Source organism: Micromonospora sp. NPDC050417 (assembly GCF_044458865.1).
Lineage (GTDB): Bacteria > Actinomycetota > Actinomycetes > Mycobacteriales > Micromonosporaceae > Micromonospora_G.
Genome location: NZ_JBITIH010000004.1, coordinates 213,407 through 232,789 on the forward strand (window position 1 = coordinate 213,407; position 19,383 = coordinate 232,789).

At 71.3% G+C, this 19,383-nt stretch carries 15 protein-coding genes and 1 pseudogene; 4 read left to right on the forward strand and 12 right to left on the reverse strand.

All coding sequences use genetic code 11. The features are described 5' to 3' along the window. Positions 1 to 22 precede the first annotated feature (22 nt). The 3 genes from ACIBF5_RS07865 to ACIBF5_RS07875 form a co-directional block, all read right to left on the reverse strand. Positions 23 to 913, reverse strand: coding sequence for a helix-turn-helix domain-containing protein (locus ACIBF5_RS07865; protein ID WP_396809223.1), 891 nt, complete (start codon positions 911 to 913; stop codon positions 23 to 25). Positions 914 to 1,074: 161 nt separating this feature from the next. After that, positions 1,075 to 1,761, reverse strand: a complete 687-nt coding sequence (nfi, locus tag ACIBF5_RS07870) for a deoxyribonuclease V (protein ID WP_396809225.1) — start codon at positions 1,759 to 1,761, stop codon at positions 1,075 to 1,077. An 80-nt stretch (positions 1,762 to 1,841) separates the two neighbouring features. Beyond that, complete coding sequence (locus ACIBF5_RS07875) at positions 1,842 to 3,035, reverse strand: low temperature requirement protein A (protein WP_396809227.1); 1,194 nt, start codon at positions 3,033 to 3,035, stop codon at positions 1,842 to 1,844. 253 nt (positions 3,036 to 3,288) lie between these two features. Between ACIBF5_RS07875 and ACIBF5_RS07880 the strand changes: the two genes are divergently transcribed. After that, positions 3,289 to 4,521, forward strand: coding sequence for an SUKH-3 domain-containing protein (locus ACIBF5_RS07880; RefSeq protein WP_396809229.1), 1,233 nt, complete (start codon positions 3,289 to 3,291; stop codon positions 4,519 to 4,521). A 46-nt stretch (positions 4,522 to 4,567) separates the two neighbouring features. On the opposite strand, the gene ACIBF5_RS07885 is transcribed toward ACIBF5_RS07880, so the two are convergent. The 3 genes from ACIBF5_RS07885 to ACIBF5_RS07895 all read right to left on the reverse strand — a co-directional run bounded on the left by ACIBF5_RS07885 (position 4,568) and on the right by ACIBF5_RS07895 (position 8,298). After that, positions 4,568 to 5,281 (reverse strand): hypothetical protein, encoded by a 714-nt coding sequence (locus ACIBF5_RS07885; RefSeq protein ID WP_396809231.1) that lies wholly within the window; start codon positions 5,279 to 5,281, stop codon positions 4,568 to 4,570. Continuing rightward, positions 5,278 to 7,761, reverse strand: a complete 2,484-nt coding sequence (locus tag ACIBF5_RS07890; RefSeq protein WP_396809233.1) for a hypothetical protein — start codon at positions 7,759 to 7,761, stop codon at positions 5,278 to 5,280. Before ACIBF5_RS07890 ends, ACIBF5_RS07885 begins: the two co-directional genes overlap by 4 nt. A 171-nt stretch (positions 7,762 to 7,932) precedes the next feature. Beyond that, the gene (locus tag ACIBF5_RS07895; protein WP_121158614.1) at positions 7,933 to 8,298 is read right to left on the reverse strand and encodes a DUF3499 domain-containing protein; all 366 of its coding nucleotides are present in this window, start codon (positions 8,296 to 8,298) and stop codon (positions 7,933 to 7,935) included. A gap of 167 nt (positions 8,299 to 8,465) precedes the next feature. On the opposite strand from ACIBF5_RS07895, the gene ACIBF5_RS07900 reads away from it, so the two are divergent. Continuing rightward, the gene (locus ACIBF5_RS07900; protein WP_121158613.1) at positions 8,466 to 8,915 is read left to right on the forward strand and encodes a metallopeptidase family protein; all 450 of its coding nucleotides are present in this window, start codon (positions 8,466 to 8,468) and stop codon (positions 8,913 to 8,915) included. A gap of 33 nt (positions 8,916 to 8,948) precedes the next feature. Here ACIBF5_RS07900 and ACIBF5_RS07905 read toward each other — a convergent pair whose 3' ends face one another. The 3 genes from ACIBF5_RS07905 to ACIBF5_RS07915 all read right to left on the reverse strand — a co-directional run bounded on the left by ACIBF5_RS07905 (position 8,949) and on the right by ACIBF5_RS07915 (position 13,688). Then, positions 8,949 to 9,206, reverse strand: coding sequence for a WhiB family transcriptional regulator (locus tag ACIBF5_RS07905; RefSeq protein WP_101367926.1), 258 nt, complete (start codon positions 9,204 to 9,206; stop codon positions 8,949 to 8,951). 454 nt (positions 9,207 to 9,660) lie between these two features. Continuing rightward, complete coding sequence (locus tag ACIBF5_RS07910; protein ID WP_396809235.1) at positions 9,661 to 12,270, reverse strand: bifunctional FO biosynthesis protein CofGH; 2,610 nt, start codon at positions 12,268 to 12,270, stop codon at positions 9,661 to 9,663. A 296-nt stretch (positions 12,271 to 12,566) separates the two neighbouring features. Next, entirely contained in the window at positions 12,567 to 13,688 is a 1,122-nt protein-coding gene (locus ACIBF5_RS07915) for a hypothetical protein (protein ID WP_396809237.1), read from the reverse strand. 99 nt (positions 13,689 to 13,787) lie between these two features. Between ACIBF5_RS07915 and cofD the strand changes: the two genes are divergently transcribed. Together cofD and ACIBF5_RS07925 are read left to right on the forward strand one after the other, a co-directional pair. Beyond that, complete coding sequence (gene cofD, locus ACIBF5_RS07920; protein WP_396809239.1) at positions 13,788 to 14,753, forward strand: 2-phospho-L-lactate transferase; 966 nt, start codon at positions 13,788 to 13,790, stop codon at positions 14,751 to 14,753. Next, positions 14,750 to 15,859, forward strand: a complete 1,110-nt coding sequence (locus ACIBF5_RS07925; RefSeq protein ID WP_396809241.1) for a coenzyme F420-0:L-glutamate ligase — start codon at positions 14,750 to 14,752, stop codon at positions 15,857 to 15,859. Before cofD ends, ACIBF5_RS07925 begins: the two co-directional genes overlap by 4 nt. Positions 15,860 to 15,875: 16 nt before the next feature. Here the strand turns inward: ACIBF5_RS07925 and ACIBF5_RS07930 are convergent, their stop codons facing one another. The 3 genes and pseudogenes from ACIBF5_RS07930 to ACIBF5_RS07940 all read right to left on the reverse strand — a co-directional run bounded on the left by ACIBF5_RS07930 (position 15,876) and on the right by ACIBF5_RS07940 (position 19,322). Next, positions 15,876 to 16,880 (reverse strand): transcriptional regulator, encoded by a 1,005-nt coding sequence (locus ACIBF5_RS07930; protein WP_396809243.1) that lies wholly within the window; start codon positions 16,878 to 16,880, stop codon positions 15,876 to 15,878. 260 nt (positions 16,881 to 17,140) lie between these two features. Further along, positions 17,141 to 18,184: pseudogene (locus ACIBF5_RS07935) on the reverse strand (hypothetical protein); the annotation flags it as partial. A gap of 40 nt (positions 18,185 to 18,224) precedes the next feature. Further along, positions 18,225 to 19,322, reverse strand: a complete 1,098-nt coding sequence (locus ACIBF5_RS07940) for a mannose-1-phosphate guanylyltransferase (protein ID WP_396809245.1) — start codon at positions 19,320 to 19,322, stop codon at positions 18,225 to 18,227. Positions 19,323 to 19,383: the final 61 nt, after the last annotated feature.

Sequence of the window (19,383 nt, forward strand, 5' to 3'; positions counted from 1 at the left end):
CACCGGCCCCGGCCCGCCTCCATCAGGGCAGTTCCGAGGCCAGATCGGCCAGCCAACCCCTCGACTCCTCGCAGGTCAGCGCATCGGCGCGGAGGTTGTCGAAGACCATCCGGTAGCGGGCCACCCCGGGCTCCTTCTCCACGTAGATGTCACCCGCCTCGTTCTCGACGTAGACCACGTCCCCGTCCACCGGCTCGCCCACCGGCCCCTCCCCCTCCGGCCCCTCGGCAAAGCTCAGCAGCAGGAACGGGCCGGTGTTGCAGGCGTACGCGCCTCGGGAGAAGGGCAGCACCTGGAGCTGGATGTTGGGGCGACCGGCCATCTCCACCAGGTGCCGCAACTGCGGGCCCATCACGTCCGGCCCACCCACCTGCCGGCGCAACACCGCCTCGTCCAGAATCGCCCAGAGCCGGACCGGGTCCTGCGGGCGGCTGAGGATCCGCTGTCGGGCAAGTCGTACGACGAGTTTCTCCTCCGTGGAGTCGGGAGTCTGCTCCAGCAACGTCTTGCGCAGCACGGTACGGGCGTACTCCTCGGTCTGGAGCAACCCCGGCAGCACCGACGACTCGAACGTACGCAACTCGGTCGCGTCGTGTTCCAGCGCGATCAGAGTCGAATATTCCCAGGTCAGGCTGTCACTGTGTGCCTGCCACCAGCCCGCCTCCTGCGCCTGGCGGGCGAGCGCGACCAGACGCTGCCGCTCCGCGCCCTCGACCCGGTAGACGTCGAGCAGCTCGTGCACGGTGCCGGGTGTGATCCGTACCCGGGCGGTCTCGATCCGGCTCACCCGCGACGGCGAGCAACGCACCTCCAGGGCGACCTGCTCCGCCTTGAAACCCGCGGCCTCGCGCAGCTTGCGCAGTTCGCGACCGAGTTGCCGGCGTCGCACGGTGGGTGGTGATCCGACAACCATTCGGTGCCTCCCTGTCCGATTCCCCGAGGCAGTCTCCCGCACGGCACGTGCTTTGTCAGCAACAGATCGTTGCCTTTCCTCTAGAATCGGCGCCCATCACCGTACGTCGTCGCACCGCCGGCCCGACCCGGGTCAGCCGCAGGTCGATGTTGCCTCCCGCATCACTCCAGCTCCGAGGAGCGCGTCCGGCCCAGAGCCAGCCGGCACAACCGATCCGCCTGGCGGGTGGTCTCCGGCAGCCGGTAACGCGGTGTGAGTGCCAGTACCTGGGCGCAGGCGTTGTCCAGACCCATCCGGTGCCCCACCGACACAAACACCGGCTTGGTTCCGTCCCGGGTCCGCAGCACCCGACCGACCGTCTCCGAGCCGTCCCTGAGCGCGGTCCAGGCCCCCCGCCGTTCGGCCGGCGGATCCCAGCGTCCGACCAGCGGGGTCTTGCCCACCCCGATCGCCGGCAACCCGGTGAGCACGCCCAGGTGGCACGCCAACCCGAACCGACGCGGGTGGGCCAGCCCGTGCCCGTCACAGACGAGCAGTTCCGGCGTGGTGGTCAGGCGTCCGAGGGCGTCCAGCAGCGCGGGCAGCTCGCGGAAGGCGAACAGGCCGGGAACGTACGGGAAGGCGGTCCGACCGATGCTCACCGCCGTCTCCAACACAGCGAGGGTCCGGGCGTCCAGCACGGTCACCGCCGCCGCCAGCCGGTCACCGTCCTCGGCGTACGCCACGTCGAGGCCGGCGATCATGCGTGGTTCCGCCGGCCCCGGCCCCACCAGGTCGGCGAGGGGACGCAACCGATCCTGTACGGCCTCCGCCTCGGCGACCGTGCCCGGCCACGCCGCATCCGTCATCGGAGCCGCCTTCGTCATCAATCGTCCCCACTCCCGAAGCACCCTCGTGTCCCGGCGCGACCGTCCCGCGCCGCCACGCGTCACAGTGTCGGGTTGGTCGCGGCCCGGTGGCGTCTGGACAGGGTCTCGAAGACCGCCACACCCGCCAGCAACAGGGTACTGACCAGGGGCGCCACGATCGGCGGCAGGAAAACCATGCCCGGCGCGACGACGACCATGAGTATCAACCCGATCCAGAGCGCCGGGCAGACACTGCCGAACAACTGGTACTCGAAGCGCACCCGGCCGGCGAGGAACAGCGCCGGACCGCCGAAGATGACCGCGATCCAGGCCGGGTCGAGCGGCGCCACCGGGTGGTCGATGACGATTCGGTAGCCGACCCCCGCGGTGATGATGCCGGCCACCATCACCAGCAGGGTGTAGCTCGCCGACTGGCTCAACTCGATGGCGCTGCGGGCACGCTTCAGCGCCGGGGCCAACGAGAGACCGGCGTGATAGAAGAAGGTCCGCCAGAACAGGAGTGTGGTCAGGAACGACGCCGCCAAGACCGTCATGGAGGAGACGGTGAACGGACGTACGCTGACCTCGATTCCGGTGGCGATGACGGATTCGCCGAGCGCGATGAGCAGGAACTGGCTGTACCGTTCGGCCAGGTGTCCCTCGGCCAGGGTCCATTCGGCGTCCCTCGGCCGGCCGAGGACCGGCGTCGGCCAGCGCAGCACCGGGCCGAGCAGCTCCAACAGGACGGCCGCGGTCCAGAACCCGCCGCGCACCTGGTCCTCGTTGAACCCGCCGGCGAGCCAGAGCATGGCGGCGGGGACCGACCAGAACAGGATCCGCGCGGTGGCGCGCTGCCGCGGATGGCCGCGCAGTGCCCAGAACACGTACAGCGGGCGACCGACCTGGATCACCACATAGGTGCAGACGAAGATGAGTCCTCGGTCGCCGAACGCCTGGGGCAGGCAGACCGCGATCAGGAGACTGCCGGCCATGGTGAGGATGACGACGAGTTGGATGTCCGGCCGCTGCGGGTCGAACCGGCTGGTCAGCCAGGCGTTCAGGTACCAGACCATCCAGAGGGCGAGCAGCAGCAACAGGGTCTGACCGGCCTCGGAGAGCAGCACCCGGCGGTTGATGGTGAGGTCGTCGGTCAACCGCTGGGCGACCCGGGTGATCGCGAAGACGAACACCACGTCGAAGAGGAGCTCCAGGACGGTGACGCGCTCCGTACTCCTGCTGTCGCCAAGTCGGCCGGTCACGAAGGGCGTGGTCACGACCGGTACGGCGGGGGGCTGGTCCGGAACTGGCGACGCCGGTCCACCCGGCACTTGCCACACGAGTGATCCGGACAGGGCATATCAGCAGTAACGATCGAGCATCCGTCGGGTAACCCGAATGGACCGGCACCCCGTCACCACAACAGAAGCTAACCGTCGGTATGGCCGACCGTACCGGCTGACGCGCAGCCGCATGGTCCGGTAGTTTCGCGAACGACGTCCGGCTGAGCAGGAACGGGGAGACTTGCACATGATCAGCCGCCAGGAAGCAGAGGGAATCGCCGATACCTGGGCCCGGCGGGAGACGCTGCGGCTCGGTTACCAATGCACCCCGATGCTCGACGAATTCGATCTCGGCTACGTGATCTGGACCAGCCCACCAACGCGGGATTCCACCGTGGACGGCACCAGCCCGACGACGATTATCGACAAGGAGACCGGCGAGATCTCGAACTGGCCAGGACTCCCGCCCGACGTGGTACGCGAGATGTACCGCACCGACCGGTTGGGGCGTACCCGACGCCCCAGGACCGTGGACCCGGCGGTCGAGCTGCGCCGGGCCACCCGACGGCAGCCGACACCCGGCGCCACCGCACACCTGACCGTGCAGCACGACCTGCACATCGGGCATGCGGCAAAGGGCGACCTCGAACTGCGGCACCACCCGCTGGTCCGGGACCATCTCGCCAGCCTGCCGACCGGGCACCTGGTACGCGGCGGTGACCGGCACGCCGAACTGGTGGCCGTCTCGGACGTGCTGCACGAGTACGACCGCAGGCGCGCCGCGCTCGGCCAGCCGCCGCTCACCCAGGAGACGGCCCGGGATCTCTTCGGCAGCGCCCAACTGGAGCTGTTCCGGGTACGGGAGCCGGGTGATCCCGCCGGCGGCGCCGCCGAACGTCCCTGCGACTCGTGCGTACGGATCCTCGTCCACTTCGGACTACTGCCCTGGGCGCACCTGGCCTTCGCCGAGGAGTGGCGTCCCCCGACGCAGCCCGTCCCGGACCCGGAACGGTTCCCGCCCGAGGTCGCGTACGCGCTGGTCGACGGGGGCTGGCGGCCCGCTTTCGGGGATCGGCTGCTGGCCGGTGAGGCGATCGGCAAGGTCTGCGCCGTGCCCGGACGACAGCACCGGCACCAGAGCTTCGAGGCGGCCGAGCGGGCGTTGACCGCCTTCCCCGGCCTGGTGTGCGGCCGTCGCGGTCCCGGGGAGAACGTGTGGATCCGACGGTTCGAAATCAACCCGAGCGGGGCCGCGCACAGCGCGGACAGCCTGGCCGACTTCGGCGCCCTGATCGGCGTGCGGCTCTTCCCGATCGGCACCGAGGGCGGCGACAGCATCCTCGCCGTGGACGAGCAGGGTCGGGTCTTCGCACTCGACGAGGCCGGCGAGTGGTTCCTCGGTACGGAGATCGACGTCGCCCTGACCAACCTGCTGCTGGGCCGGCCGGCGCCCCGGGTACGCGACGACGGCACCTGGTGACAGGCGGTGTGTCACCGGCCGGTCGGGCTCGTCCGGCCGCCGCCACTCAGCCGCGTACCGACATCTCCACCTCGCGGTGCCGCTCGACCGGGCGCAGCGGCACCCCGCCGGGCGCCGCCATGGCGTGCAGCAGCGCCGAAGCGGTCGGGTCGTCCGGAACCGCGCCCTCGGTCGACTCGAAGTACTCGACCATGAACTGGCGCAGTGGCTCGCCCGCCACCGTGTCGGCGCCACCGGCACCGTGGAACTCTGTGTCCAGGTGCAGGACCAACAGCAGGAGGTCGGGCACCCGCGACAGCCCCGGGGCGAGCGCCGGCTGGAAGTAGGGCAGCTCCAGCAGACGTGCCCCGTGCCGGCCGTAGAACCTCAGCCGGGCGAGCGGGTCGCCGTACGCCTCGCTGCCGGAGTGTCCGGCCGGGCTCTCCACCTCGGCCAGGACGAGACACGGGTGGTGCCGTGCCGGCCAGCTCTCGACGGCACCGGTGTAGAGGAACCGGCCGACCCCGCCGCCCCGCGCGTCGGCGGCGACCGCCAGGTAACTGAGCAGCATCACCCGGCTCGTCGGGGACCACTCCCCCACGACCCCGCCGAGCACCCGGCCGTCGCCGTCGACGGCGGCCGTGACGACCACCAGTCCGGTTTCGATCTGCTTGCGGAGGTCTGCCAGGGAGACGAGCTGGTCCGGCGGGAACGAGGTCGCCAGAACCTCCCGGTGCAGCGCCTCCAACATGGGCCCGGCGGTCAGGTCTACCAGCTTCATTTCCGTGTCCCTCCGACCGAATCCGTGGTCCCCGTCCGGCGCCGACGTGATCCGGACACGGTATCCCGTTGGAAGTGGTGCAGCCCCCAACCCACCAGTACGGCGAGCACGACCACCACCGCGACCAGCCCGGCCGCGCTCAGCCGCTGGACCTGGTAACCAGCCTGGATGATCTGCATGAGGCCGGAGATACCGACCGTGGCCGTCGCAATCGACAGCACGTCCTGCCAGTGTCGGGTCGCCCGTTCCCGTCGCCCCTGCCGCTCCCGCTCGGCTTGCGCGGCAGCGGCATCCCGCTCCTGCTGCGCGCGGGCCCGTGCGTCGTTGCGTTCGCGCTGACGCCGGACGGAGGCGTCGACCAGCGCGCCGATCCGGTCACCGAGCACGTTGTCGATCATGCCCTCGAAGTCGCTGCGCAGGCTGTCGAACTTTGCCGCGACCAGGAGCTGGTCGATGGTGGACCGCGCCACCGGTGACATCACCAGCGACGGCGCGGTCACGAACATCAGGCTGAGTCGACTCGCCATGACGAACTGGTGCAGCCGCAGTTGCTGGGCCTCCAGCCGGGCCTGCATCTCGCCCAGCTCCCGGGTGACGCGCTCGTACTCGGCCGGGTCGACCCCGGTCGGATCAGGAGCGGCGTCGTGCCGCTCCAACCTCTCGATCATCTCCCCGAGCTGCACCATCACCTGGTCGTAGTGGTCCGCGATCTGGTCCTGCCAACCCGCGAACATGCCCTCCAGCGTGGCGACGAACTCGGCCGACTCCAGCACCGCGTTCACCCCGTAGTCGGGGGTGCCGGGCAGGACCATCAGAGTGGTGTTGCAGGTCCGCAGCAGCAGATCCCCGATGAAGCCCGGGGCGTCCACCTTTGGCAGCTCGCCAACCTCGACCGGATACCGCAGCCACTCGGCAAGCGAACTGATGCCGTTGCGGACCGGGTGCACGAGGGTCTGCGCGCCGACCGCCGTCGCCGCGTCCAACGCGATCGCGACCGGCACCGGCTCCGCACCGACCGGCGAGACCAGCGATCCCCGCTCCACCGAGAGCATCACGTGGTACATCCCCGGCCGGCCACTGCGGCGTACCGCCAACCCCGAATGCTCGGCGAGCTGGCCGGTGACGTCCCGGACCACGTCGACGGCGAAGTCGCTCAGCCGGGCCCAGAGCTGCGTCGGCCGCGCGTCGACGGCGGGGTGCAGCGGCGTACCGAGCTGGACAAGGTCGCCGAACTCCGGCGCGGCCCGGGTCATCGCCGCGTAGACCTGCGGCGGGGTGGCGCCCGAGAGCTGGCACTCCACCCGCAGGTAATGGTTGCCCAGCTCGGAGAGGCGCAGCTCGACCTGGAGCAGCACCGGCTCGGCGTCGACCCGGTCGACGTCGGAGAACTCCAGGTCCGGCAGGCGTACCGCCATTCCACGGTACTGGCGTCCGAGCGGGTCGTCTCCCTTCCAGATGTCGTCCAGCAGGAGGTCCTGCTCGACCATGGCCTGCGGGTGTTCGGCGACCGACCACCCCGCCACCGTCCACTGCTGCGCCGTACGGCGGGCGACCGCGACGAGACGCTCGGCGAAGGTCACCCCGCCCCGCGTCGCGACGTCCGGTCCGGGGTCGGTCCGACCCGCACGGGACTCCTCGTACAGGCCGAAGGGGTACAGGTAGACGACCTTCGCGTGTTCGAGCCGGATCCAGGGTTGCTCGGCGGCCTCGACGAGCACCTCCAGGTTGTAGCGGTGGGCACGGAGCTCGCTGCGTGCGCAGTCGTCCGGGAGGCTCTCCTCGGCGAGGCGAAGTGTCCGTACGGCTCCGTCGAGATCGCTGCGCCCGTACGTGAAATGGTCGTGCACCGCGAGCGCGGCCCGGCTCACCGCGAGGTAGTAGCTCTCGTCCTCGCGGGCCTCGACCGCGACGTGCGCCGCGCTCGCCGACGCGTCGGCAACCTCGGCCGCGTCGGCGACCCGACCGGCGAGCGCGGCTGTCTCGGCGGCCAGCCGTGCCCACTCCGCCAGACTGGCGCAGGACGCGGCGTTGAACGTGCCCATCTCGCTGACGAGCACGGCGAGCTGGTCCAGGGCGAGCCGGGTCGGTTCCGGGTCCGTGATCTGGCCGGCCGCGACCAGGTCCGTGCCGTGACGACGGGCGTGCTGGAGCACGACCAGGATCAGATCGACGTCCCAGGCGGCTTCCCATGCCTGGTCACACTGGTACTTGAGGTAGAAGAGCAGGAGCGGCGTCGCGTCCGGCACCGACGCCGCGGCGGAGAGGGTCCGTTCGACGCCGTCGAGCACCCGCTGCCCCGCGTCACCGTCGTGCTCCTCGGCGTTCCAGAACGCCAGGCCGTCAAGGAGTCGCAGGTCGGCCTCGACTCCCTCGCCGGGCGCGGGAACGAGGTGCTCACCGAGCCATTGGCGTAACGGCCGGGCGTCACCGTCGACGAGGGCGTCCAGCAGTTCGGAGTACGTGTCAGAGGCAGCAACCATGTCGACTCCACGGATGACGATGCGCAGCGGCTCCCCGCACTATCCCCTGTGGAGGCAAACGCCGTGGTCCCGGTGGAGGCGAGCGACGCGACAGCCGACCGGGGATGTCCCCTTCACCGCGGTAAAGCGCGTCCGACGGTGTTGCCCACCCTGACGCGATGCCCGGTTGGTCTATTTAGCGGGTGGAATGACCCGAAGATGACCGCGACGACCGGTCTGCTGCCCCGGCGGCAGATCGATGTCGATCTCGTCCTGCCGTTGCACCGGACGGGCCGCCTCGCGTACGGCCTCGGCGAGCGCGACCAGGTCGTCGGTGGTGGGCGGCGGCGGTTCGAACTCACCCTCGTGCCGGACCACGTCCCAGCCCCGAGGGGCGGTCAGACTGCGGGCGTGCGGCTCACAGAGGTCGTAGGTGTGCGGCTCGGCGAAGGCGGCCAGCGGACCAACCACGGCAGTCGACTCGTTGTAGACATAGGTCAGCGTGGCGACGGCCTGACGGGGGCAGCCGTTACGCGAGCAACGCCGTGGTGACCTCACGGCGGCACGGTATCTCTCTTACCGCCTTCAACACACCGCTTGCCGGTACGACACGCCGATCGTCCTGGCCACAATTCGGGCAACAGCCCATCGGCGCCCCGGCGCCCCCGCCGACACGGGCCCATCCGCGCTCCGGGATCCGGCCAACCGGGGTCTACCCTGTGCACATGACCAGTCCGGACCATCGCCGGCCGGGACCCGGACACCGTACCCGCCGGGACCGCCACGGCCGGGGCCTGCGCGGTCGGCTGGTGCCGGCGACGGTACCGCTGGCGCGTACCAAGGCCGAGATCTTCGACGATCTTGTGCTCGACACCGTGGAGACCCTCGAACGCCGTTTCGCGAAGGAACTGGCGGGCGTGGAGTTCGCCGTCGAGGACGTGCCGCCGGATCTGAACGTCTACGACACCGACGTGCTGGAGGACGGCGAGGTGCCGCTGGCCCGACTGCTGCCGGGCCGACCGGGCCGGCAGGAGGTGCCACCCCGGATCGTGCTCTACCGCCGGCCGCTGGAGTTCCGGGCAATGGACCGGGAGGACCTGGCCGACCTGGTCCATGACGTGATCATCGAACAGGTGGCGAACCTGCTCGGGGTCGATCCCGACGAACTGGCCTGAGCCGGGCGGCCCCCACCGCCCGGCCGGCGTGCGTCAGGCAACCCTGCGCTTGAGCTTGCGGCGCTCCCGTTCCGAGAGTCCGCCCCAGATGCCGAACCGTTCGTCGTGCCCGAGCGCGTATTCCAGGCATTCGGCCTTGACCTCGCAGCGCGAGCAGATCCGCTTTGCCTCACGGGTCGAGCCGCCCTTCTCGGGAAAAAACGCCTCCGGGTCAGTCTGCGAGCAGAGCGCTCGCTCCTGCCACTCCGGCGCATTCCCGAGCAGGTCGGCCACCTCGAGTCGGCCGTCCATCAGATGCCTCCTTGATCGCGCGCCGGCAACAGTGCCGACGCAACCCCCCACGCGGAAGGCGTGTTTTTGTCCGTACGGTGGCAGTTTGATGCGCTCCGTTCGAACGACCCCACCGAAATTACACGGGTGTAATGCGTGCGTCGTCAAGCCGAACCTGATAAATGGGGTCACCCTCCCGGTACGTCCTTGACGGCTCTCGGAGCCGTCCGGTGTCGCCGCCTGCCCTACCGATTGAGACCAGCCAGGAGTAACGCCTCATCGGCGAGTTGCTATCGAAATCCGGCGTGGCGCGACCGGACACGCCAGCAAGGCGACCGGCGTGTCCGGCGAACTGTCGGATATCCAACCCTGAATCTGGTACGCCGACCGGCCCGCTCCCAGCCCCCTGGTTCAGCCGTCGCCACGGCCACCGGCGGGGATCCCGCCGACGGCGCCGCTGGCACGTCCGGTCGAATCAGCCGGCGTGCCCGTAGGCGGTGGTACGTCGCCGCGCCGGACGACCTGCCGCCGACGCGATCGCCTCCAACTGCGCCACCGTACGGGCCGAGCCGTTGTCGGAGCCGGCCATCCGGGAGATCGTCTCCTCCATCAGGGTGCCGCCGAGGTCGTTGCAACCGCCCCGGAGCATCTCCACCGTGCCCTCGTCGCCGAGCTTGACCCAGGAGCACTGGATGTTGTCGATCCGCCCGTGCAGCAGCAGCCGGGCCATCGCGTGCACGACCCGGTTCTCCCGCCAGGTCGGACCGGGGCGGGCGATACCGGCCAGGTAGATCGGGGCGTTGGTGTGCACGAACGGCAACGCCACGAACTCGGTGAACCCACCGGTACGGTCCTGCACCCCGGCGAGCACCCGGAAGTGCCCGAGCCACTGCCCCGGGTGGTCGACGTGGCCGTACATCATCGTGGAGCTCGACCGGATCCCCAGCTCGTGCGCGGTGCTCACCACCTCGACCCAGGTCGCGGCCGGCAGTTTGCCCTTGGTGAGCACCCAGCGCACGTCGTCGTCGAGGATCTCCGCCGCGGTTCCCGGGATGGTGTCCAGCCCCGCGTCGCGCAGCTCGGTGAGCCACTCCCGCACCGACACGCCCGCCTTCGCCGCGGCCGTCACGATCTCCATCGGCGAGTACGCGTGCACGTGCATACCGGGAACCCGCGCCTTGACCGCCCGGACGATGTCCGCGTACACGGTGACCGGCAGCTTCGGGTCGATGCCGCCCTGCATGCAGACCTCGGTAGCGCCGGCCCGCCACGCCTCCTCGGCCCGGTCGGCGACCTGCTCCACCGAGAGCCGGAACGCGTCCGCGTCCCGCTCCCGCTGCGCGAAGGCGCAGAACCGGCAGCCGACATAACAGACGTTGCTGAAGTTGATGTTGCGGTTGACCACGTAGGTGATGTCGTCGCCGACGGCCGAGCGGCGGGCGTCGTCGGCCAGACGGCACAACTCGTCCAGCGCCGCACCATCGGCCGCGAAGAGCGCCATCGCCGCGTCGGTGTGCCGCGGCTCCAACAGGGCCGCCGGATCGTCCGCCGCCAGCCGCAGCCCGGCCAGCAGATCCGCCGGGGTCCGGGCACCCGCCCCGGTCCCGACGGGCGTCGCGGCCCTCCCGTCGGTCGCCGAACCCTCCGCCGCGCCCGCTGCCGGCACCGGCGCACCGTCCTGCGCCAATGCTGCCGCGCCCGCGCTGACCTGCTCGGCGAGCTGCGCCCAGTCGCCGTACACGCTGTCGAAGTCGCCCCGACGGTCGCCGGTCCGGCCGGTGGTGTCGATGGTGGCGTGCAGGTCCACCCGACCGCCTGGGACGAACGCGTCCTCCGGCTCCTGCCACGGCCGACCCACCGGGACCGCCGACTCGACCGCGAGCCCGGTCGCCGGTTCGGCGAGCGCCCGCACGTGCGGGTCGAGCCGGGGATCGAGCCACGGGTCGCCGCGGCGGACGTACTCGGGGTAGATGGTGAGCCGCTCACGCAGGGTGAAGCCGGCGTCGGCGGAGTGCTTGGCCAGCTCGTCGATCTGCGGCCAGGGGCGCTCCGGATTGACGTGGTCGGGGGTCACCGGCGACACCCCGCCCCAGTCGTCGATGCCCGCTCGCAGCAGCAGTTCGAACTCGCCGGCGATCAGGTTCGGCGGCGCCTGGATGCGGGCGCTGGGACCGAGCAGCACCCGGGCCACCGCCACCGTCGCCGCCAGGTCGTGCAGCTCGGCGTCGGGCATGCCGCGCATCGCCGTGTCCGGCTTGGCGCGGAAGTTCTGCACGATGACTTCCTGGATGTGCCCGTACTCGCGGTCGCTGCGCCGGATCGCGAAGAGCGCGTCGACCCGCTCGGCCGGGGTCTCCCCGATGCCGATCAGGATGCCGGTGGTGAACGGCACCCCCACCCGGCCGGCGTCGTCGAGCACCCGCAGCCGTACCGCCGGCTCCTTGTCGGGCGAGCCGAAGTGCGGCCCGCCCGGCTCCGACCAGAGGCGGGTAGCGGTCGTCTCCAGCATCATGCCCATGCTCGGTGCCACCGGCTTGAGTCGCTGCAACTCGGCCCAGGAGAGCACCCCGGGGTTCAGGTGCGGCAACAGACCGGTCTCCTCCAGCACCGCCACCGCGCACGCGCGTACGTAGTCGAGTGTGGAGTCGAATCCCCGCTCGTCCAACCACTGACGGGCCGCCGGCCACCGCTCCTCGGGACGATCGCCGAGCGTGAACAGCGCTTCCTTGCAGCCCTGGGACGCACCCTCGCGGGCGATCGCCAACACCTCGTCACGGTCCAGGTAGGCGGCCGGAAGCCGATGCGGCACGGTGGCGAAGGTGCAGTAGTGGCAGCGGTCCCGGCAGAGCCGGGTCAACGGGATGAAAACCTTCTTCGAGAAGGTGACCACCCCCGGGCGGCCAGCCTCCCGCAGCCCGGCGTCCCGGATCGCCCCGGCGACCGCCAGCAACTCGTCGAGTAGCCCGCCGCGGGCGCTGAGCAACGCGACCGCCTCGTCGGTGTCCACGGCCCGGCCGTCGGCGGCACGCCGCAATGCCCGGCGCAGGCTCGCCTCGGTCGGTCCGGAGTCGGTGCGATCAGCCACCTGTGCAGCCTAGGCCGTGCCCAGGACAAGATCGCATGGTGCCGGTCACAATGAGCGGGCCTGGGCCGCGTTTCACACGGCTCGCCCGTCGCGAGCCGGTGTCCAGGCGTCGTCCGGCAAGGCGGAGGTTGGCCCGAACCGGTGTGGTATCCCAGCCAACCGACAGCGCGTCCGGTCGGTTGGCTGGGCCCGGCGTAGCAGGGCACGGTCTTGTTAAGACGCGGCCTTACCCGCTCGCCGCGCCGACACGGCCACCGGAGCGGGCCGACCCCGGGGCCACCCGCTCCGGTCGCCGGTCACCGCTGGTACGGCTGGGTCGGCTCGTCGGCGATCCGGGTCGCCGGGGGCTGCCCACCGGCGCTCGGCTGCTGACTGGCCGGGTTGATCAACTGGGTCTGCTCGTCGGCACCCTCATCGGTGGTCTGCCGAATCACCTGGGTCTGCTCCTCGCCAGCGGCCGGCTCGGCAGCCGGCGGGGCGACCGGCGGGGCGACCGGCGGGGCGACCGGCGGGGCGACCGGCGGGGCGACCGGCGGGGCGACCGGCGGGGCGGAAACCGGCGGAGCGACCGGCGGGGCGGAAACCGGCGGAGCGACCGGCGGTGGGACGGTTGGCGTCACGTTCGACTGCGGCGTGGCGGCCGGCGGGGCCGACACCGGAGCCGCAGCCGGCGGGGCCGACACCGGCGGGGCGGAGGCCGGGGCGGGGATGCCCTGCCCCTCGCCCGGCTGGCCGTATCCCGGTGCGGCGAAAACCGGCGGCGGGTACGACTGCTGCGGGTAACCCTGCGGATACCCCTGCTGCGGCTGTCCGGGCACCGGGTAACCCTGCGGATACCCCTGCTGCGGGTAACCCTGTGCCGGGTAGCCCTGCGGGTAGCCCTGCTGCGGGTAGGTGGGCTGACCGTAGTAACCCGGCTGCGGTTTCGGCTTGGGTACGTAGTAGAGCTGCCGCCAGAGCGCGAAGACCACGTACGCCGCGACCGCGAAGACCGAGAGCAGGGCGATCTGGGCGAGGAGCCCGGTGAACGCCAGCCGGATCTCCGCACTGGCCAGGGTCCCGACCAGCCAGGCGAGCATGGTGACGACCCAGAAGAACGCGGAGACGGCGTACTCCACCAGTGCGACCTGGGTGATCAGCTTCGCCTGGCCGACCACCGGCTGGACGTGCGTGGCGAGCAGCACCGCGAGCAGCGGCAAAAGGATCGTGGTGAGCCCGACGAAGTCCCCGAAGCTGTCGCCGGCCCGGCTGGTGAACTCGTCCCCCTCGCCTCGTGGCACGAACAGGTTGATCACCGCGACGAAGAGCAGCAGCGCGTTGGCGCCGACCAGCGCCAGTGCCGCCGGCTCCCGCAGCGGCTGCGTTATCTGTCGGACCCGTGCCGAGTCGATCGGCGCGGGACCAGGCTGACTGGTCAAGGCTCCCCCTGGGGCGGTTGGGCGGACGGCTGCCGCAGGTGAGCCTAGTCGGCAACCCGCGCGACGGCTCGGCACGCGGGGTGAGCGAGGATGGAGGTCATGCACATCGTGGTACTGACCGGCGGCATCGGCGGAGCCCGCTTCCTCGCGGGGGTACGGGCGTACGCCCGCGAGACCGGCGACGAGGTGACCGCCGTGGTCAACGTCGGCGACGACGTGATCATGCACGGGTTACGGATCTGCCCGGACCTGGACAGCGTGATGTACACCCTGGGCGGCGGCGCCGACCCGGAGCGCGGCTGGGGCCGGGTCGGCGAGACCTGGACGGTCAAGAACGAACTCGCCGCGTACGGCGCGGAACCGAGCTGGTTCGGCCTGGGCGACAAGGACATCGCCACCCACCTGGTCCGGACCACGATGCTCAACGCCGGTTACCCGCTCTCGGCGGTGACCGAGGCACTCTGCGCCCGCTGGCAGCCCGGCGTACGGCTGCTGCCGGCGACCGACGACCGGCTGGAGACCCACGTGGTGGTCGACGTGCCGGCGGCGGGTGACGACGACGGTGGGCAGCGGGCGATCCACTTCCAGGAGTGGTGGGTGCGGTACCGGGGCGACGTGCCGACCCATCGGTTCGTGTTCGTCGGCGCCGAGGCGGCGAAACCCGCGGCCGGCGTGCTCGACGCGCTCGCCAGCGCCGACGTGGTGCTGGTGGCGCCGAGCAACCCGGTGGTGAGTATCGCCCCGATCCTCGCGGTGCCGGGGCTGCGGGAGGCGCTGACCACCGGCCGGGCACCGGTGATCGGGGTCTCGCCGATCATCGGCGACGCCCCGGTACGCGGCATGGCCGACCGTTGCCTCGCGGTGCTCGACGTGCCCTGCACCGCCGCCGGGGTCGGCGGCCTGTACGGCGCCCGATCCACCGGTGGCATCCTCGACGGCTGGTTGGTGGATACGACGGACGCGCGGACAACGGTGCCGGACCTGACCGTACGGGCCGCACCGCTCTGGATGACCGACGAGGCCGCGACCGTGGCGATGGTCCGGGCCGCTCTGGAGTTGGCATGAAGCTGGAGATCATGCCGGTGCTCGGCATCGGCGACGTCACCGAAGGCGACGACCTGGCGGCGCTGATCGCGACCGCGGCACCGTGGCTGCGCGACGGCGACGTACTCGTCGTCACCAGCAAGATCGTGTCGAAGGCGGAGGGACGGCTGGTCGACGTACCGCCGACGGAGGGGCCGGAGCGGGACGCGGCACGGGAGGAGGTCCTCGCCGCCGAGACGGCCCGACCGGTGGCCCGGCGCGGCCCGACCCGGATCGTGCAGACCCACCACGGCTTCGTGATGGCCTCGGCCGGCATCGACGCCTCCAACGTGGACGCCGCCCGGCTGGTACTGCTGCCGAAGGATCCGGACGCCTCCGCGCGCGGGTTGCGGGCCGCCCTGCGGGAACGGCACGGGGTGGACGTGGCGGTGATCGTCTCCGACACCATGGGTCGGCCGTGGCGCAACGGACTCACCGACGTGGCACTCGGCGTCGCCGGCATGGACGCGATCCGGGACCACCGGGGCGAGGTGGACCCGTACGGCAACCAACTCAGCATCACCCAGATGGCCGTGGTCGACGAACTGGCCGGTGCGGGCGAACTGGTCAAGGGCAAGTGCGACCAGGTGCCCGTGGCGGTCGTACGCGGTTATCTGACCGAGGTCGGCCCGGACGACGGACCCGGCGCGACCACCATGGTCCGCGACGCCGAGTTGGACCTCTTCTCGCTCGGGACCGCCGAGGCGCGGGCCAGCGGGCTACGCGCGGCGGCCACCCTGCCCGAGTCGACCCCGGTCACCACGCAGGACCCGGCTCCGGTGGCGGATCCGGCCGCGGTGGCGCGGGCGATCGCCGCCGTGGCCGGCGTGGTCGCGCCCGGCACGGTCTTCTCCCCCGTCACCGACCAGGGGGTACGCGCCGAGCTGGCGGCCCGCATCCCGGAGTGGCCGGCGTACGCCACCACGATGATCCTCTGCGCTCCACCCGAGGCGACCGGTGCACCGGCCACGCTGGTCCGCTTCGGTGCCGACCTGCACCGGCTCCGCGCCGCTCTGGCCGCCGAAGGACTGCCCTCGTCGGTGACGTCCGCAGCCACCGACACCACCACCGCCACCCTCGCCCTCTGAGCCCCACCGCAGCCCGTCACTGGTGCAGCATCGCCCGCCCCAGTGGCGTGAGCGTGTGCCGTACGTTGTTCCGGTCCCGCTGGCTGACCAGCAGCCCGGCGTTGCGCAGCACGGTGGCGTGCTGACTCGCGGCGGCGGGCGAGATACGCAGCCGGCGGGCCACCTCGCCGGTGGAGCAACCCTCGTCCACCACCTCCAGCACGTGCGCCCGGGTACGGCCGAGCAGCGCGGCGAGCGCCTCCCGGCCGCCGCCCGCCGGAGTCGGCCCGGTCCCCTCGCCGGGGGCCGGGACCAGTCCACCGAGCCGGTCGACCGGGTAGACCAGCACCGGCGGCAACTCCGGGTCGAACAACGCCACCGGTGTCCGGGAGCAGAAGAACGACGGGATCAGCAGCAGCCCCCGGTCGCCGAGGTGCAGTTCCCGCGTGTCCGGGTAGTCGAGCACCTCCAGCACCCCGGCCGACCAGCGCACCGCCGGACGGAGACTGGCCAACAGTCCTTCGGCGCCTCCGTCGAGCAACGCCCTGGCGCGGCGAATCCGGTCCGCCTCGACCGCGGCCTCGACCCGGTCCCAGTACGGTCCGAGCGCCACCGACCGGTATTGCCGCATCGAGTCGGTCAGGTGCTCCAGCACCACCGACTCGCCCCGGGCCAACGCCGACGCCGAACTGGGCAGGGCACTCTCGGTGGCGAGCACGGTCAGGTCGCGGTGTAGCAGCCGGGGCGGGGTCGACCGGATGGCTTCGAGCCCGGCGTCGAAGCCCTGCGCGCTCTGCGTCGGGGTGAGAAAGTCGGGGAAGTAGCCGCGCGGCGGGTTGAGCGCGAACAGAAGCCGCTGCTGGCTGGCGACGTTCTCCCGACGTAGCCCCCGGTAGACGTCCCGCCGCCAACCAGACATGACCGGGTCGTGGGTGCGGCCCTGCAACAGGTGCAGGCTCAGGATCAGTTCCCAGACGGGGTCGGCCGCGGAGGCGACCCGGGTGCGCGCGATGTCCTCACTGGAGAAGAAGATTCTCAGCATCCAGGGTGCTCCCGATGGTGGCGGCCAAGGGGCGTTCCGGCACCCGTCGCACTGTACCCGCCTCAATCCACCTGCGTCTTTCAGCCTGAACTGAAACAGCTCGACGCTCGCGGTGACCGCCCGGCATGCTCGTCATTGCCCAGTGCGACGCGAGTCTTACCGGGGGCACGGGGAGGTAAGGACGTCCGGGCAGGTCACCACGAGGTTTCGCGGCCATTGATCCGCGGAGGTGCCGCCCGGACGTCCCGACCCGACGACAGTCCCGACCAGAGCGCGATCCGCTGGTCCTCGTCGGTCACGTAGAGATGACCTTCGTCCACCTCGGCCAGTCCCTCCACGTTGTGCAGTGGGGCGAGGTCGGCCACCAGTTCGGCCGGCACCGTCGTCGTGTCCGGCTCCGCCGGTAGCTGGAAACGTACGTGCCGGGATGTGACGTCCCCGCCGGCCGGATGGTCGTCGAGCAGCACCGAACCCTTGCCGAGGGCGTCGATGGAACCGATCACCGCCGCGTACGACCCGTCGGTCTGCGCCGACAATGCGCGGAACCCGGTCAACGCGCCGGCCGGGGTCACTCCGGTCAGCGCGTACGCCCGGACGGCGTGCGGCCACCCGCCCGACTCGAACATCCCGACCAGCCCGGACAGCTCGATCAGGATCGGCTCGCCCCGGTCGGTGACCGGAAACCGGAGCCCGAGCAGCAGGTTGCCGTCCGGGGTGAACGCCGCTCCTTCCACGTTGAGCGGCAGGTCGTCCGGGGCGAGCCGACTCACCCAGGTCTTCGCCCTGGCGGTGCCCCGGGCGACCGTCTCGGCGATGAACCGGTGCCGGACCCGATCGCCCGGGACGAGCGTGGTGATCTCCGCCCCGGCCAGGACGTCGTTGACCGCCCGGTGCAGCCGGAACTGGTTGCGTACCACCTGCAACCGGAGCAGTCCGACGGCGGCGTCCGCCTCCCGGAACCGGGCGACGAACGCCCGACGGGGACGCAGCGGTCCGGCCTTGGAACCGAAGTGGGAGCCGAACACGTAAATCCACTCGCCGAACCGGGCCAGCGCCTCGCCGTCCTCGGTCCGGCCCTGCTCGACCCCGGCGTCGGCGGCGACCGGGTACGCCGCCCACCGGCCGCTCTTCTCCTCCTGGACCAGCAGGGCCAGAGCGCGGTCGATCGGGGCCTCGTCGAGCACCGTCCAGAAGGCGCGCCGCGCGCCGTACGCGGCGAGCACCTCGGGCGCGCGTACGGCGAGCAGGTCACTGGCCTCGTTGCCGGCGACGACAAGGTCCACGGTTGGTACCGCTGCGGTCATGTCGATCAGGGTACGGACCGCTGTCCCGCCCCCGGCCGACTCAGACGTAGCCCTCTTCGCCCCGCGACTTCAGCTCGTCGACGAGTTTCTTCACGTCCTGGGCCCGGTCCCGGGGGCAGATCATCAACGCGTCGGGCGTGTCGACCACGATCAGGTCCCGTACGCCGAGCGCGGCGACGAGCCGGTTCGAGTACGGCACCACCACCAGGTTGGCCGTGTCCCAGAGCAGGGCCCCGGGCTTCTCCGTGCCCTCGCCACCGAGCACCACGTTGCCCGAGGAGTCGGCCGGCAGCACCTCACCCAGGGTGTGGAAGTCGCCGATGTCGTTCCAGCCGAAGTCGCCCGGTACGGTCGCCACCCGCCCCGCCTCGGCCGCCCCCTCCATCACCGCGTAGTCGACCGAGATCTTGGTGAGGGTGGGCCAGACCGTGCCGAGCACGTCCTCCCGCTCCGGGGTGTGCCACGCCGCCGCGATCGCGGTCACGCCGGCGTGCAGTTCCGGCTGCTGACGGGCCAACTCGGCCATGAAGACGTCCACCCGCCAGACGAACATGCTGGCGTTCCAGAGGTAGCGGCCGGAGCGGACGTACGCCTCCGCGATGTCGGCCGCCGGCTTCTCCTTGAACTCCTCCACCCGACGCAGCGGGCCACCGTCGATCAGCGGGCCGCACTGGAGGTAGCCGTAGCCAGTCTCGGCGCGGGTCGGGGTGATGCCGACCGTCATCAGCAGGCCCTGCTCCGCGCCGACGATCGCCTGTCGGACCGTCTCCACCCAACGGTCCGGGTCGACGATCAGGTGGTCGGCCGCGAACGATCCCATCACCGCGTCCGGCTCGCGTACCGCGATCACCGCCGCGGCCAGGGCGATCGCCGCGCAGGAGTCCCTCGGCGAGGGCTCGACGAGGATGTTCTCCTCGGGGAGTCCGGCCAACTGGCGGGCGACCGCGGTCACGTGCGCCACCCCGGTCACCACCATCGTCCGGTCAGCGGAAGCCAACGGGGCGACCCGCTCGACCGTCGCCTGGAGCAGTGACGCGTCGGTGCCGGTGAGCGGGTGGAGGAACTTGGGGTGTCCGGCGCGGGACAGGGGCCACAGGCGGGTGCCGCTACCACCGGCCGGAATGACGGCGAAAAACATCAACACATCATGCCGGATGTCGGTACCGCCGGACGAAGGGTTGCCGCGCCCCTGGCCGCGC

Bases quoted from the DNA above. Each gene is read 5' to 3' on its own strand.
- ACIBF5_RS07885 (WP_396809231.1), bottom strand. From the start codon at position 5,281: ATGAAGCTGGTAGACCTGACCGCCGGGCCCATGTTGGAGGCGCTGCAC.
- nfi (WP_396809225.1), bottom strand. From the start codon at position 1,761: ATGACGGATGCGGCGTGGCCGGGCACGGTCGCCGAGGCGGAGGCCGTA.
- ACIBF5_RS07925 (WP_396809241.1), top strand. From the start codon at position 14,750: ATGAAGCTGGAGATCATGCCGGTGCTCGGCATCGGCGACGTCACCGAA.
- ACIBF5_RS07865 (WP_396809223.1), bottom strand. From the start codon at position 913: ATGGTTGTCGGATCACCACCCACCGTGCGACGCCGGCAACTCGGTCGC.
- ACIBF5_RS07905 (WP_101367926.1), bottom strand. From the start codon at position 9,206: ATGGACGGCCGACTCGAGGTGGCCGACCTGCTCGGGAATGCGCCGGAG.
- ACIBF5_RS07890 (WP_396809233.1), bottom strand. From the start codon at position 7,761: ATGGTTGCTGCCTCTGACACGTACTCCGAACTGCTGGACGCCCTCGTC.
- ACIBF5_RS07900 (WP_121158613.1), top strand. From the start codon at position 8,466: ATGACCAGTCCGGACCATCGCCGGCCGGGACCCGGACACCGTACCCGC.
- ACIBF5_RS07930 (WP_396809243.1), bottom strand. From the start codon at position 16,880: ATGCTGAGAATCTTCTTCTCCAGTGAGGACATCGCGCGCACCCGGGTC.
- ACIBF5_RS07880 (WP_396809229.1), top strand. From the start codon at position 3,289: ATGATCAGCCGCCAGGAAGCAGAGGGAATCGCCGATACCTGGGCCCGG.
- cofD (WP_396809239.1), top strand. From the start codon at position 13,788: ATGCACATCGTGGTACTGACCGGCGGCATCGGCGGAGCCCGCTTCCTC.
- ACIBF5_RS07940 (WP_396809245.1), bottom strand. From the start codon at position 19,322: ATGTTTTTCGCCGTCATTCCGGCCGGTGGTAGCGGCACCCGCCTGTGG.